11 protein-coding genes, 1 rRNA gene and 1 pseudogene are annotated in these 15,074 nt (G+C 38.2%); 9 read left to right on the plus strand and 4 right to left on the minus strand.

The window, feature by feature from the left end; translation table 11 throughout:
* Positions 1–25: 25 nt before the first annotated feature.
* The 3 genes from P4S65_RS04655 to P4S65_RS04665 are packed head-to-tail and all read right to left on the minus strand — an operon-like array spanning position 26 to position 4,407.
* Positions 26–2,284: a lantibiotic dehydratase gene (locus P4S65_RS04655; RefSeq protein ID WP_337119664.1), complete on the minus strand. Its 2,259-nt coding sequence runs from the start codon at positions 2,282–2,284 to the stop codon at positions 26–28.
* A 55-nt stretch (positions 2,285–2,339) separates the two neighbouring features.
* Positions 2,340–3,170 (minus strand): lantibiotic dehydratase, encoded by an 831-nt coding sequence (locus P4S65_RS04660; protein WP_337119665.1) that lies wholly within the window; start codon positions 3,168–3,170, stop codon positions 2,340–2,342.
* A gap of 19 nt (positions 3,171–3,189) precedes the next feature.
* Positions 3,190–4,407 (minus strand): lanthionine synthetase C family protein, encoded by a 1,218-nt coding sequence (locus P4S65_RS04665; protein WP_096794038.1) that lies wholly within the window; start codon positions 4,405–4,407, stop codon positions 3,190–3,192.
* A gap of 750 nt (positions 4,408–5,157) precedes the next feature.
* On the opposite strand from P4S65_RS04665, the gene P4S65_RS04670 reads away from it, so the two are divergent.
* Genes P4S65_RS04670 through P4S65_RS04690 form a run of 5 tightly spaced genes read left to right on the plus strand, consistent with a single transcriptional unit; the run spans position 5,158 to position 8,573 of the window.
* A complete protein-coding gene (locus P4S65_RS04670) occupies positions 5,158–5,748 on the plus strand; it encodes a hypothetical protein (protein ID WP_337119666.1) in 591 nt (196 codons plus the stop codon).
* Between the two features lie 5 nt (positions 5,749–5,753).
* Positions 5,754–6,449 carry an ABC transporter ATP-binding protein gene (locus P4S65_RS04675; protein ID WP_096794035.1) on the plus strand — a complete coding sequence of 232 codons (696 nt, stop codon included), beginning with the start codon at positions 5,754–5,756 and terminating at the stop codon, positions 6,447–6,449.
* A complete protein-coding gene (locus P4S65_RS04680) occupies positions 6,449–7,669 on the plus strand; it encodes an ABC transporter permease (RefSeq protein WP_337119667.1) in 1,221 nt (406 codons plus the stop codon). Before P4S65_RS04675 ends, P4S65_RS04680 begins: the two co-directional genes overlap by 1 nt.
* Positions 7,662–8,432 carry an outer membrane lipoprotein-sorting protein gene (locus P4S65_RS04685; protein ID WP_008137622.1) on the plus strand — a complete coding sequence of 257 codons (771 nt, stop codon included), beginning with the start codon at positions 7,662–7,664 and terminating at the stop codon, positions 8,430–8,432. The genes P4S65_RS04680 and P4S65_RS04685 overlap by 8 nt, the downstream gene beginning before the upstream one ends.
* 12 nt (positions 8,433–8,444) lie before the next feature.
* Complete coding sequence (locus P4S65_RS04690) at positions 8,445–8,573, plus strand: hypothetical protein (RefSeq protein WP_282098404.1); 129 nt, start codon at positions 8,445–8,447, stop codon at positions 8,571–8,573.
* Between the two features lie 49 nt (positions 8,574–8,622).
* Here the strand turns inward: P4S65_RS04690 and P4S65_RS04695 are convergent, their stop codons facing one another.
* Positions 8,623–9,465 carry a LytR/AlgR family response regulator transcription factor gene (locus P4S65_RS04695; protein ID WP_337119668.1) on the minus strand — a complete coding sequence of 281 codons (843 nt, stop codon included), beginning with the start codon at positions 9,463–9,465 and terminating at the stop codon, positions 8,623–8,625.
* A 144-nt stretch (positions 9,466–9,609) separates the two neighbouring features.
* On the opposite strand from P4S65_RS04695, the gene P4S65_RS04700 reads away from it, so the two are divergent.
* From P4S65_RS04700 to P4S65_RS04715, 4 genes and pseudogenes are all read left to right on the plus strand, one after another.
* The gene (locus P4S65_RS04700; protein WP_337119669.1) at positions 9,610–9,945 is read left to right on the plus strand and encodes a hypothetical protein; all 336 of its coding nucleotides are present in this window, start codon (positions 9,610–9,612) and stop codon (positions 9,943–9,945) included.
* A 2-nt stretch (positions 9,946–9,947) separates the two neighbouring features.
* Complete coding sequence (locus tag P4S65_RS04705; protein ID WP_337119670.1) at positions 9,948–10,838, plus strand: hypothetical protein; 891 nt, start codon at positions 9,948–9,950, stop codon at positions 10,836–10,838.
* Between the two features lie 83 nt (positions 10,839–10,921).
* A pseudogene (locus tag P4S65_RS04710) lies at positions 10,922–12,714 on the plus strand (choice-of-anchor I family protein).
* Positions 12,715–13,324: 610 nt separating this feature from the next.
* Positions 13,325–14,860, plus strand: a 16S ribosomal RNA gene (locus P4S65_RS04715).
* The last annotated feature ends 214 nt before the right edge of the window (positions 14,861–15,074 follow it).

The raw sequence follows: 15,074 nt of genomic DNA on the forward strand, positions 1-15,074 counted from the left end.
TATTACAACTTTAAACGCGCTTTTTTTATTTAGCTTTACCTGTAGAAAAGTATTTTCTCCTTAGCAAATCATGTATTACAAACTCTTGCTCTCTTCCATATGCTTTAAATATACGGTTATTATGCATGTGTAAAAGTGAGCCTAAAAGTGAATCTCGTGTACAGTTAAGCTTATTTTCTTTAATGAGCTTAACTAAGGCTTTAACAATTGGCTCAGCGTTATTTTGCCATTCTTTAAGTAATTTAAAAATAAACTTTTGCGTTTCATCAAGGCCATCTGTATCAACAGTATTTAGCTTAATGAAGTCGTCATTTAACTGATCTTGATACTCTCGAAAACGGCTACCTAACTGCTTACGTAAAATACTATTTTCGTTAAACTCATTACCAAAACCATCTCGTAAACGGCTAATCAAACTTAAACGCTCATCATCCGTGTAATTAAATAGATTGAGTAACTTATGTGTATAATTTAATGCTATTCGCCAACGTATATCTTCACCGTGGTCGTCGACTAGTAAACATGCGTTTGTAATTAACTCACTATCATACATAAATAAAGATTCAGCCAAGGCTATGGACTCAGGCCCACCATAGCGCTCAACTTCTCGCTCATATGTCATTAGCTCTACTTTATGTAATTCACCGCTTTCGATCATTGGATCAAGTTGGTTATTTAATAAAGGTAGTAACTCACCACATAATATATTTGGCTTTCCATGAAAACGAACTCTAATATGCCAGTCTGGATCTGAGTATCTAATAAAAAACCACTTGTTATAAAGGTTTTTGTTTGACTCAATGAGTGGAAGTAACTTCTCACACAGAAGTTGTTCAACTAAAGAATTACCGCTATAAATTTTTAAACTGAGCCACTCAGAACCAGCACTAAACCTTCTTTTAATTGGCTTGGCCGATATATTTGCAAGTGGCTCACCTACAAAGTGCTTATGTACTTTTGCCGCTGTATTTCTAAAAGGTACTATTACTTCATTATTATAATGATGCCCTTGTTCATCTTTTACACGTGAGGAAAAACTAGAAGATAAAACCTCCTTTAATTCAACCTTGGTTTGTCCTTTAGTCTCTGCTAGTAAAATTTCAAACATGTCTGAGTTTCGCAAGTCCAATTGCAAAATATTATCAAACATTGCATAACAAACTTGCGGGTCTAATTGGAAGGTAGCTAAGAGAGTATTGAGCTTATCCATATTAAGCTGGCCATCAATTAACACTTCTTGTAGATATTTTCTATCGATGCGCCATGTTTTTTCACTAAGCACTAAATTATCTAACATTATCCGTGGTACAAAACTATCTCTGGTTGTACTTTGCGGCATAGAAAACTGAGGTACTCGCCCATCTTGATGTTGCAGCATGCATAAAAATTTATATGCACTAAGGCTGCGCGAAGAATAATTGTGTGCACATGACAAGCGCGGAACAATTTGTTTATTTAATCGCTTACTCCAGAGCTTAACCTGATGGCCTTCAACCCAAACATATAAATCACTTAAATGAATTTGATATTCGTCATTTAGGCTGCTGTCAGCCATAAATACAATCTCGTATTCACGTAAATGCGGACGAGCAATAACGTTACCGGGTCGCCCTTCTGGCATATGTACAACTTCAGCAAAAATAACATCTGGAGAATGCGCCTGTTCTAGCCTTAACTCTTCCCTCACTGCATTTTTTAAACTTTCATCTAAATGACAAAAACGGCCTAATAAATTTGCTGATGATGGCCCATAGCAGCCATTAAACTTAATTATAGGATTGTGTTTATCATCTTCGTACAAACTTAGCATTGCAGCAAAAGAGCTGGGATAATATTTTAGTGCGTCAGTATTTGTCGCTTTAACTTTGAGTTCTTTACTTTTTAGAGCAATACAGTTTTTATTGCGATTTTTTGGTAAACTAATTGCTTCTTCAATAATTGCATCAATTAGACTCACACCTGCCGGAGTATTGACAATACCGCCAGCCCGAGCGAAGTGTAAGCCGGCAACCAAAGGTGCTTCATAGCCTGTTTCATTTGAAATACCAATCCCTGTTTCATCATCTAAAATGACATCAAGTGCTACAAACTGCCCTTCAAAACGAGCATTAAATTGGTTAATAAACGGGGATAAAGGATTGCTTCTTTCGTTCAAGCTCAAACCAGACAGTAGCTCAAGTTGCTTTTGCAAGCGGTTAATTTCTATTTCGCTTAAATAACAAGTACTGTAGTTGCGATATATATCAGCTTGAAACAGCTTATTTTCTTGTGCTTTTATTGGCAATTTATCTAAATGTGTAAGTAATTGCTTGTATGGTGCAATGCTTCCTAAGTTATCTTCATCTAGATGATCTCATTTTTACCAAAACTGTAGCAAGATGATCAGCGTAAATATTTTCTTTAAGATTTTGAATAGACTTTAATAAAGCATAATCTGGAGAATCTCCAGTTAATGGCAATGGTATATCAGCTATTAAAATGCCTTCATCTATTAAATCTTGAATGTATGACTCTACATCTTCTTTATCGGCATCTATATATTGCTCACAAAAAGCCTTACATAAGTTATTAAAGCTAATCCCGGTACTTGCTAAATTTAAAGCAAATTTAAAATATTCGTCACTTTCCACCGCGCTTAAACGATATTGCATACTATCATCGAAGAGGTAAGCTTCTATGTAACGACACTGCTCCGCGATGAAATAATGAGAGGGATTTGGTTTATATTTTAGTGTGTCAGATTTCGAGGTATGCTTGATAAAATAGTCTTTAAGCTCATTTAGGTAAAACATGTCTAAACGAGTCTTTCGGCTATCTTTTTTATAATCCCCACAGATTAAATCTGTAACCGAAGTGATCTCACCTTTACTTACACCCGAAAATAAACCGAACGGTGTTGCTCTTGAACACATCCGGATCATATATTTTATTAAAGCGTGTGATACCTTTTTACCTTGCTTAGTGTCTGGTTTTTCACGCCATAGATTTATGCGTTCTAATAACGAGGGGCTAGCTAAATAAAGTGCTTCTTGAACACCATACATAGCTAACCAGCTTTCAAGTATTTTATTAGTATCAGCATTCGCATTATTAAACTGTAGAAGTTGTTCGTTACTTAACCGTGGTGCACGTACAACAAAGAATGGAGCATTTTTTATTTTATTAGTCATTCCAATTTCCTTTTGTATTTTAATCAATTAGCAAACTATCGGCCCAACCAAACTCACCATTTAAAAGACTTATAATTACTAGCCCAATTCCTGAATACCCCATTAAGAGACTGAAATCCTCTTCATAACCGCCTTCATCACCTTTATAACTGTAAAAGCTGCTAACTCCATTATCTTCATATTGCTCTAAAGCAAAACTTAGCCAATAGTTAATTGCTGCTTGTAAATCTGGGTGTGGAGATAGTTTATTTAACAAGCTAAATATCATTATTAACCCAAAGTAACCGTGGCAAATCCCCGCATCCTTGACGTAACCAGAAATTTCATCACGCTTGGCTGCGTGACGAGCGATACCTAGTGCTCTTTCAACATAATGAGGCATATTTAAAGCGACCCCTGCGCGCATAAGAGTCAAAGCAATTGTTAAGTCACCATAACACCAACCTAAACGGGAATCTCCCCCATCACCAGCACAACTGCCAAAACAAGCGTTACTACTTAAATTACAGTTTTGATTAGTCAATAGCCAATCACAACTGCCTAACAATAACTTACGCGCTCTTGCCTTTAGTTTGGGTATATATAGGACAGGAACTAAAGCAGCAATAATACCTGGCACACCATGGGCTAAGCCTAAATTATACTCAGGTAAGTTTTCATCATTTTGATTAAACCTATAAGCCGACTTATAGGGTTGAGACCAAGTAATGTTTCCATTATCAAAGTAAGTGGCTGTTTGCTCAAAAGCTCTAACGATAATACTGTAAAGTCTTGTTTGATCAGTAAAACGGGCACGTCTTGCTGTATAAGGTGTGTAACCTGCTAGACCTAGTATTGTTTCAATCTCACCAAGCCAAACATCATTCTGAGACAAACTATTAGCAAATAGAATATCTATACTTTCAAGAAGCTCGCTATCGTAATCAGCTTTATTTGATTGATTTAAAAACTCCAACAACCATGCCTGCCCAGCTAATCCCGAACTAAACTCCAAGGACTGCTTAGCTAACTGAGCCTGTAAAAGCTCCATTTTTTCATTTAGGAGTGAATCACCGACACAAATATCCTCAAACTTACCTGCATTGTATAAAAACAAGATGTAACCAGCCAGCCCATTTAATAGCCCATTACCACTCTCTTTTTTTATTATCTCTTCTGATATTTTTTGAGTTATTTCTTTGAGGATACCCCTCATCACATCGCTTTGCGCATTTCCAACCAACCCATTGATTATCATGGAATTCCTTTCTATCAACATCTTTAAATTTTAAATAATCATAATTTCATATTAACATTAAAAGTACAAATGTTAATGTTTTACATTGCATGTTTAACTTAGTGTGGTGTAATAACGTACTACTATGTTACTAAGCTATAAATTAGAAATGAAATTACATAAAAAGAATATTAAAAGCTTATCCTCAGGCATGCAGCTCGTACCAAATGAGATTACACCATTGATAGTTGGTGGGGCTATCAATGAAGGCCACCATAGGTCGCTGTATGAAAGATATAATTTACAAGTAGACTTAAGTTATCAAAAAATATTTATAGGTAGGGAAATAAAAGAACTTGAGTTGGTTTAACTACGATCCAAGAAGAACTCACTATCCTGATCATTTAGAATAAATCATCATTAATAGAAGAATCTAAGTTAGCTCACTCTTTATAACAAAAAGTATGAGCTAACTACTATTTTTCAATACACTTCTACCTTGTAGAAAAACACATTATTGAAGCGGATTTAATACTGTAAAAGAGGTAAATCATGATTTACCTCTTTTTTGATTGTATTGAGTGCGCTCTAATCACTATCATAATTCAACTTACTAATTTGATCGCTCCCCTAAAAAAGGACTACAAAGTATATTCATCATTACTATTTCCCGTTTATCTCCCTATTCAACCGATTATCGCCTGCCTAACATTCTATGGTGATTGTTTCTTAAGATATGTTCATCAACAGAAACAATACAGGATAACGATAATGAACCAATTTTCTACGATTAAAAAAATGCTTTTAGGTGTTGTACTAGCAAGCTCTTCAGTTACTGCAAGTGAAATCCCAGCGCATGTTATTACAGCATATCAACAGGGACTTGCTGGATCCCAAGAGCAAAATCAACTTGCTGTGAACGCGCTTTCTGAACTCAACAATAAAGCATCAAATCCCGTTGTTTTAGCTATGTTAGGAAGTGCTGAAACAACGCAGGCACGATACACCAGTCAACCTTGGCAAAAAATGAAATTCGCAGAAGCTGGCATTGCGAAATTAAATAAAGCAATTAAGCAAGTTAAAGGAATGCCATATCCACTTAAGTCAAGCGTTTATGTGACTGCTGGCTGTACCTTTGCGCAGGTACCAAAAATGATGAATCGTGCTGAACATGGCGCTCATTTATTAAATCAAGTATTGGCCGATAGTGATGGATTTTCGAAGTTAGATAAACAGCTAAAACAATCAACTTATAGATGTGCCGCATTGGCTGCAAATAAATTAGAAGATCAAACTAGAGCTAAATTATTCATCGACAAGTCTGACGCTCTAGCGCGCCTTTCAAAGGCTGAAAAAGGATAATTGTAATGCTTAAATTTTCGAACATTGTTAAGTCTTACAAGACTGGAGAAGTCGTCGTCGACGCATTAAAAGGCGTATCTGCTGAGATAAAAAAAGGGGAAACTGTTGCATTATGTGGCCCTTCAGGTAGCGGGAAATCAACACTTTTAAACATTTGTGGCTTGCTTGACGATGACTATAAAGGTGAAATTTGGCTTGCAGGTAAAGCAGTCTCAAAAGATAAAAAAGTAATGACACAAATTCGTCGTGAAAAACTAGGATTTATCTTCCAGAGATATAATTTGATCCCAGTGATGTCTGTTTATGAAAACGTGGAGTATCCACTTTTAATGCTTAATATGAATAAGCGAGAAAGAATGGATAAAGTTGTTGATATTATTAATAAAGTTGGTTTAAAAGGTCATATATCTAAACGGCCAGATCAATTGTCAGGTGGTCAACAGCAGCGTGTTGCTATTGCTCGAGCATTGGTTAAGCGACCTGAGATTGTGATTGCGGATGAACCCACCGCAAATTTAGATACATCGACCGCGAATATGATCATTGATCTGATGCGTGATTTAGGCAATGACCTAGGTTGTACCTTTATTGTAGCAACACATGACCATCGTATGACAGATCGCTGTCATCGTGTTTTAAATCTAGCTGATGGTAATTTATCGGTATTTAATCCATATGAAGCTCATAGGAGGGCAGGATAATGCGTTGGATCTCATTTGCATTTTTTAACGTTTGCCGAAATGGTAGGCGTTCATTATTCACAATATTAGTTGCTGCAGTTGCCGTTGCCGCTATTTTAACGACGAGTGGTTTTGCCTTATTTACTTATCAATCACTGGCAGAAAAAGCGGCTAGAGATGAAGGTAATTTTATTATTACACATCAAAAATTTCTAAAAGAAGAAGATACACCGCTGCAATATGGTTTATCTGATATTGAAAAGTTAATAGCTCAACTTGAAACCGACGAAGACATTAAAAGTGTATTGCCACGCATAAACTTCAATGGTCTTGTATCTAACGGTGAAAAAAGCTCAATTTTTATTGGTCTGGGTGTAGACCCCGAAGAGTTTATGGTTAAAGGGCCTTTTTTAACAATGTTAGAAGGTAAAGCATTATCAAACTTTGGTAATGAAGATGAAGCAGAAGTTGTATTAGGTGTATTAGGTAAGGAGCTAGCACGCAACTTAAAGGTGACTGTGGGGGATTATATTACGCTCATGTCGACAACGACAGATGGTGCGTTGAATGCGATGGATTTTACAATAAGGGGTATTTATACGACAGGTGTGCCAGATTTAGATAAGCGACAGCTCTATGTGAAACTATCAGATGCGCAATCATTGTTGTATACCGAGAAAGTCAGCTCATTGTCGGTTTACTTATTTGACATAAGTAAAACACAACAAACAGTTTTAGATTATCAGAAGCGTGACCAGTCATTGGAGTTTACACCTTGGTGGAAGCGCGCATTCTATTATCAGTCAGTAAAAGATCTTTATAACCGTATTTTTGGCCTGTTAGGTGGAATTATGGTGTTACTTGTATTCTTCTCAATTTCAAACACGATGGCGATGACTGTTAGTGAAAGAACCCGTGAAATAGGGACTGTATCGGCAATGGGCTCTTATCAATGGGAAATTATTCGTAACTTTGTATTAGAGTCAAGCATGATAGGGTTCATTGGCGCGGCGTTAGGTATTGTTGCATCTGCCTTCATTGCTTGGGGATTGGTTTATTTAGGTTTAGAAATGCCACCACCGCCAGGTAGCAATCAGGGTTACCCTTTAACCATTACTTTCTCATGGGAAGTAGCAGGTATTGTATTACTTACTATGGTATTGGTATGTGTATTAGCGGCACTAAAGGCTGCATATAAAGGCAGTTCAAAATCAATTACAGAGGCGCTAAGTCATGTTTAAATTTAAAAATATTATATCTATCTGTGCGCTGTTGCTTATTTCTGTATCAGCTGTTGCGCAAACTGTAAATGAACAATACGAAGGTGGATTTGATCTGCAAGCAGCTCTTGTCAACGTTGATGCTTATCGAAGTGAAGCAGAGTCAGTAAAAATTTCGGCAACAGTCAGTGCATATAATAAAGAGAAGCTAAAAAGTGAAAAGCAATATGATGTTTATTCATCTATCAATAAACAATCACTTGTTGTTTTTAAAACGGCTTCAGAGCAAGGACAAAAGGTCTTGATGAAGGAAAATGATTATTGGATGTTCATGCCGAAAAGCCGACGACCAATACGCATAACCCCTTTACAAAAATTATTGGGGGAGGCATCACTGGGCGATATTGCGACACTTAGTTGGAGTCAAGATTACGATATAGAGTCTTATGAAACGAATGAAGCTGTCATAGTGTTTAATTTAACGGCTTATTCAGAAAAGGCGAGCTATCAAAAAATTCAACTTACCGTTGATAAAGCCGATTTATTTCCATTGCAAGCAGAGTTGTATCTTCGTTCTGGCAAACATGCCAAAACGGCTACCTTTGAAAGAGGTGAGAGAAACAACAAAGTTAAAGTGATTTCTATGTCGTTAATCGATCAAATGCAGCCAGGTAAAAAAACAGTGATTGCTTATGATGAAATTAAGCCAATTGATGTACCGCAAAAGTTATTTAATCCGCAAATATTAATTCGCAGTGATTTAAATAGCCTTTTAACTGAGTGAAAGGCTAAAAACTTGGAACTACAATTAAATGAGCATCAAATCGATATTTGGCAAACCTCTTTAAGTTTGTTTGAACAAAATAATGCGCTTTCAGATCTTGATTTACAGTTAAGTGTGTCAGATAAGCTGGTGGCCAACTAAACTTGGCCACTGATTTTAGTGTAAGCCATTATCGCTTGTTTGATTTGTATTATTGCAACGTTAGTTTAAATTGCTCTTTATAGCGTCTAGATAGGTTTAGTACTTTACCTGTTGTTAGTTTTATTTCACTGTCGCCACTAGGTAGTGGTGTAATGGACTCCACTTTATCGAGTTTTACGCCATGGCTGCGGTGAATTCTACAAAACCCCTGCTTTTCAAGTTGTTTACTTAATGCTGTAAGTGTTGCCCTTAACGGATATATACGTGAGCCTATATGTAGGTTTACATAATTACCCGACGATTCAAGCCAATCAACATCCTCTATTTTTATAATGAATTCCTTACCGAGCTTTTTAACCAATAAGCGATTTATGGTCGATGTTGTTTGCTGCTCACTTTCTTCAATTGAAGAAGCTTCACCTAGTAGCTGCTGCACCACATATTGATATACTTTGATAAGTACGATGAAAAACACAAAGCTTATAGCGTCTTTCTGGTATTCATAAATAAGCTCAAACCAGCTAAGTCCAAAGTTGTAAGACCCATCATTCAACAAATATATGAATTTACGAACCCCTACCATAATACCAACGTGTAACACGCTAAATATAATAGAGGCACCAAAGTACATACCTAATGAAGCCGTAATATTTTGCCAATTAAAAGATAAGTGTCTTAAAAACCAAATTAAAATAGGGAATATAAGCAAAGTACTCAAGGCACTTGAATACTCCCAAACAAATGGCTCCCACATTAAAAAAGTTAAAGCGCCTTCTCTTTGGGCTTCCATTATTTGGGTTGTAGCGTTTACTGTATTATTAATTAATACGTAAGCACACAGTAATACTGATGCGTAAATGCTTTGAAAACGTTGAAAGTGCTGTAGGTTCATAAATGTATGCTTATTGCTAATGTGGCACGCTTATCCCTGTATACCACCTTTTATCACTATTGCCTGTAATATAAGCACTTGTAGATAGTTTTAGCGAGAGCTTTAGGTATGAATAACGCATAACATACATAAAGTAGTAAAAGCATGAACACTCAAACACAACAACCTTCATTAGTTAATTTGCGTAAATATTATCTTGATTGGCTTAGGGTAATCGCATTTGCGTCGCTAATTTTTTATCACATTGGCATGTTGTATAGCGAAAACTGGGGATTTCATTTTAAAAGTAGCTATACATCACAGTATGTTGAATATTTAATGTTGGTGTTTTCACCTTGGCGCATGTTGCTCATTTGGTTTATTTCGGGCGTAGCACTGCGTTTTATGATTGATAAAGTAAGCAGCTTTAAATCTTGGTTACATTTCACCTTATACCGTTCTATTTTTTACTATTACCCTTGCTGGTGGGACTATGGCTAATAGTGCCTTTACAGCTGTTTGCAGAAATGTCGCAGCACGGTGTTATTGATATTAGTTATTGGCAATTTTATTTAGCTTTTATAGAGACTAACAATACGCTTTTTATTAATTATCAGTCTGGAGTGTGGCCGCATGTGGATGTAAATCACTTGTGGTATTTGCGCTCGTTGTGGCAATTTATGCTGATCATTATCGTTTTAACTCTTTTTGCACGCTTGCCTTTTATTACGCCTTTAAAAACATTTGTTAAAGGGGATATGTCATTTGGGCTTTTAATTACCTTGCTCACTATTGCCGTACTATTTACAAGCCATTACTTAACTGGCGATTCAATCAGAGAGACTAACGGCTTAATACTGCTACTCGCAGGATACATACTTGCCAAAAACACTTACTTTTGGAACTGCTTAAATAAAAATTTGGTATTACTGGCTTTGAGTTTTGCGGTTTTGTTTGTACTTATAATATTAAGTTATCAGAAGGTGTTTACTCTTCCTCATTTTATTTTAATCGGTAGCTACAATATTCAACGTGTTGTAGGTGTATTTTTTGTACTTGCGCTCGCTCGTCGATTTTTAAATTTTAATACTTACTATTTAAAACAGCTCAATGTATGGGTGTTTCCCTTTTATTTATTGCATCAAAGCATTTTGATTGTTTTGTGTTTTTTACTACAGCCTTTAAGTTTAGGGCCTGTTGCTGAACCATTCATCATTATTACAGGGACTTGGTCTTTTTGCGGTGTTATTACATGGTGTATTACACGTATTGATGTACTTAGACCTTTGCTAGGGGTTGCAATTAAACGAGAGTATTCCCCGACTGTAAAAATTCTTGGTTATACGGCCGCTTTAATTTTAATAACTCCGCTAGCGTATAAGCTAATTACTTAGGCTAAGGGGCTGTATTAAAACTGCCATAATCTTGTCATGCCTGTGTGTTGATATTTAGCAAATACAATACTAAGGAAAATTACATGTTTAAAAAATCAATTATTGCGCTGTCACTTATATCTGTTCTTACTGGTTGCTCACTTGATGGTGACGATGGTCAAAACGGCTCTCAAGGATTACAGGGAGAACAAGGCACAGGTGGGACTAATGGGTTAAATGGTATAAATGCCAATTCAGCATTAAATATTTACCTTGTGGGTAGAGGTGTATTAAATGCACAAAACCCAGAAGGTGCAGCTGAAATAGTTGCATATCAAGCATCTAAAAAATGGATTTACGCTATTAACAGTTCAGGTGATGACGCTGTTGTTAATATTTTACCCGCCGACACCTTTGACACTGCCGCACTTGTTAAAGATAACGAAGGGGTTATAAACGGCACAAATTTAACATCCGTTATTACGTTGCCTTTAAACGAGTTTACCCAAGGCGATGCAAACAGCATTGCTATTGATGAAAATAACAATCTACTTGCAGTGGCAATGGCTGCTGAAAGCACGGGTGATGCAGGTCAAATTGCTTTTTACGATATAAGCGGCGACTCACCTGTATTTATTAAAAATGTTACAGTCGGATTTTTACCAGACATGGTGGCGTTCACCCATGATGGCGCAAAGGCAGTGGTTGCTAACGAAGGTGAACCAAGTGGCGACTACAGCGTAGATCCTGAAGGTTCTATTAGTATTATCGATATAAAAAATAGTGTAATAGCCGATACAGCAATAAATATTGATTTTAAAGCCTATAACAACAAACAAACCGAACTAGAAGCGCAAGGGGAGTTTTTGCAAACCCAAATGGTCGTACTATTAACGGTAATCTAATAAATACTACAGTAGCTATGGATTTAGAGCCCGAGTACGTTAGCATTTCTAAAGATAACAAATATGCTTATGTATCTATTCAAGAAAACAATGCACTTGCAATAGTTAACCTACAAGACAACAGTCTTAAGCTAAAGGGCTTAGGCTTTAAAGATTGGTCAAGCTTACAACTTGATGCCTCAGATAAAGACGGCGGCGTGAATTTTAAATCATACCCAGGGCTCTATGGTATGTACCAGCCCGATACTATCTCAAGCTTTAGTTGGAAAGGCGCTAACTTTATAGTTACTGCCAACGAAGGTGACGCAAGAGAATACTTTTTTGATACAACGGATGAAGCAGACTGTATAGCAAAGGGCGGACTTGATTACGATAAAGACGATGGCTGCTTAGCTTATATAGATGAAAGCCGCGTTGAAGACTTAACGCTTGCTGCTAATTTTGATTACTTAAATAATGACGATGATGATATTGGTCGCTTAAAAGTAACAACAATAAAAGGCGATACCAATAACGACGGACAATACGAATCGCTTTACGGCTATGGCGCACGTTCTTTTACTATTTGGGATAGCAATGGGCTGGTGGTTTTTGATTCAGGCGACGATATAGCACGTATAACAGCATCTGTGCATGGTGAATCATTTAACAATAATGAAGATGAAAACAAAGGTGACTCACGTTCAGATGATAAAGGCGCAGAGCCTGAAGCGCTGACTATTGGTAAAATTGACGATCGTACATTTGCTTTTATAGGGCTTGAGCGTATGGGCGGCATTATGGTGTACGACATTACTAATCCATACAATGTGCAGTTTGAAGACTACTTCTATAATAGAGGCTTAATTAAAGACGCTAATATTACAGGCGATTTAGCGCCTGAAGGAATGGAATTCGTTCCAGCAGAGCAGAGTGCTACAGGAAACCCACTCTTAATCGTTGGAAATGAAATATCAGGCTCCATTGCCGTATGGGAAATAGCATCTAAATAAACCTTTAATTTAAAATAAAGCTGTGTGTTGTTTGTTTAACATACAGCTTAGTTTAAACCTTACTAATACCTCATCAATAGATACATATGTTGTGCGTGTTTTTTAAACTAAAAGTATCCTGTAGCCCTTTATTTGTATAGCTTTCATACTAAATTCATTTAATTGTCAAAAAGCTGAAATAAAACATTGACCCCCGCTCGAATCTCCCTATAATGCGACCCCACTGAGACGGGAAACGCTGAAGCATAGCAAAGCACGAACTACTCAGAGAGTTAAATAAAACTTCGGTTTTAAATCTTCTAAAAAGAAAGTTTAAAACAAAGTATTGACTCGAAAAATAAAGGGTGTATTATTCGCATCCCTTGAGACGCTAAAGCGACTCAAAACGTTCTTTAACAATATAAAGCAATCATCTGTGTGGGCACTCGTACAGATTGAGTTCTAACAGCCAAGCTACTTAGGTAGCGAGGCAAAAAAATTAGAGTCTCAATTGAAAACTGAGTGACCAACAGAATAGTTATTTCGGTAATTATTCGGCACAGTCAATTCAATATCGAAAGATATTAAAAAATTCAGAATTCATTGAGCTGTCGAAAGACATAAAACTTTTTAATTGAAGAGTTTGATCATGGCTCAGATTGAACGCTGGCGGCAGGCCTAACACATGCAAGTCGAGCGGTAACAGAAAGTAGCTTGCTACTTTGCTGACGAGCGGCGGACGGGTGAGTAATGCTTGGGAACATGCCTTGAGGTGGGGGACAACAGTTGGAAACGACTGCTAATACCGCATAATGTCTACGGACCAAAGGGGGCTTCGGCTCTCGCCTTTAGATTGGCCCAAGTGGGATTAGCTAGTTGGTGAGGTAATGGCTCACCAAGGCGACGATCCCTAGCTGGTTTGAGAGGATGATCAGCCACACTGGGACTGAGACACGGCCCAGACTCCTACGGGAGGCAGCAGTGGGGAATATTGCACAATGGGCGCAAGCCTGATGCAGCCATGCCGCGTGTGTGAAGAAGGCCTTCGGGTTGTAAAGCACTTTCAGTCAGGAGGAAAGGTTAACGGTTAATACCCGTTAGCTGTGACGTTACTGACAGAAGAAGCACCGGCTAACTCCGTGCCAGCAGCCGCGGTAATACGGAGGGTGCGAGCGTTAATCGGAATTACTGGGCGTAAAGCGTACGCAGGCGGTTTGTTAAGCGAGATGTGAAAGCCCCGGGCTCAACCTGGGAACTGCATTTCGAACTGGCAAACTAGAGTGTGATAGAGGGTGGTAGAATTTCAGGTGTAGCGGTGAAATGCGTAGAGATCTGAAGGAATACCGATGGCGAAGGCAGCCACCTGGGTCAACACTGACGCTCATGTACGAAAGCGTGGGGAGCAAACGGGATTAGATACCCCGGTAGTCCACGCCGTAAACGATGTCTACTAGAAGCTCGGAGCCTCGGTTCTGTTTTTCAAAGCTAACGCATTAAGTAGACCGCCTGGGGAGTACGGCCGCAAGGTTAAAACTCAAATGAATTGACGGGGGCCCGCACAAGCGGTGGAGCATGTGGTTTAATTCGATGCAACGCGAAGAACCTTACCTACACTTGACATACAGAGAACTTACCAGAGATGGTTTGGTGCCTTCGGGAACTCTGATACAGGTGCTGCATGGCTGTCGTCAGCTCGTGTTGTGAGATGTTGGGTTAAGTCCCGCAACGAGCGCAACCCCTATCCTTAGTTGCTAGCAGGTAATGCTGAGAACTCTAAGGAGACTGCCGGTGATAAACCGGAGGAAGGTGGGGACGACGTCAAGTCATCATGGCCCTTACGTGTAGGGCTACACACGTGCTACAATGGCGCATACAGAGTGCTGCGAACCTGCGAAGGTAAGCGAATCACTTAAAGTGCGTCGTAGTCCGGATTGGAGTCTGCAACTCGACTCCATGAAGTCGGAATCGCTAGTAATCGCGTATCAGAATGACGCGGTGAATACGTTCCCGGGCCTTGTACACACCGCCCGTCACACCATGGGAGTGGGTTGCTCCAGAAGTAGATAGTCTAACCCTCGGGAGGACGTTTACCACGGAGTGATTCATGACTGGGGTGAAGTCGTAACAAGGTAGCCCTAGGGGAACCTGGGGCTGGATCACCTCCTTATACGATTTAGAACTTATTTGTTCGTAGTGTCCACACAGATGATTGTTAATTAGTGCGTGTCCCTTTGGGATAACTAATTAATATGCTCTTTAAAAATTTGGAAAAGCTGATAATAAAATTCTGATGAATACATTGTATTTATCAAGAGTTTTCAAAAGTAAAAAAACAATGGTAGCAGTACCATTGAGTGCCATTTAGTTAACTCCTATGAGTT

It is taken from the genome of Pseudoalteromonas sp. B131b (assembly GCF_037162545.1).
Classification (GTDB): Bacteria; Pseudomonadota; Gammaproteobacteria; order Enterobacterales; family Alteromonadaceae; genus Pseudoalteromonas; species Pseudoalteromonas fuliginea.

Coding starts and splice junctions, on each gene's coding strand:
- P4S65_RS04660 (WP_337119665.1), bottom strand. CDS start 3,170: ATGACTAATAAAATAAAAAATGCTCCATTCTTTGTTGTACGTGCACCA.
- P4S65_RS04665 (WP_096794038.1), bottom strand. CDS start 4,407: ATGATAATCAATGGGTTGGTTGGAAATGCGCAAAGCGATGTGATGAGG.
- P4S65_RS04670 (WP_337119666.1), top strand. CDS start 5,158: ATGAACCAATTTTCTACGATTAAAAAAATGCTTTTAGGTGTTGTACTA.
- P4S65_RS04675 (WP_096794035.1), top strand. CDS start 5,754: ATGCTTAAATTTTCGAACATTGTTAAGTCTTACAAGACTGGAGAAGTC.
- P4S65_RS04680 (WP_337119667.1), top strand. CDS start 6,449: ATGCGTTGGATCTCATTTGCATTTTTTAACGTTTGCCGAAATGGTAGG.
- P4S65_RS04685 (WP_008137622.1), top strand. CDS start 7,662: ATGTTTAAATTTAAAAATATTATATCTATCTGTGCGCTGTTGCTTATT.
- P4S65_RS04695 (WP_337119668.1), bottom strand. CDS start 9,465: ATGAACCTACAGCACTTTCAACGTTTTCAAAGCATTTACGCATCAGTA.
- P4S65_RS04700 (WP_337119669.1), top strand. CDS start 9,610: ATGAACACTCAAACACAACAACCTTCATTAGTTAATTTGCGTAAATAT.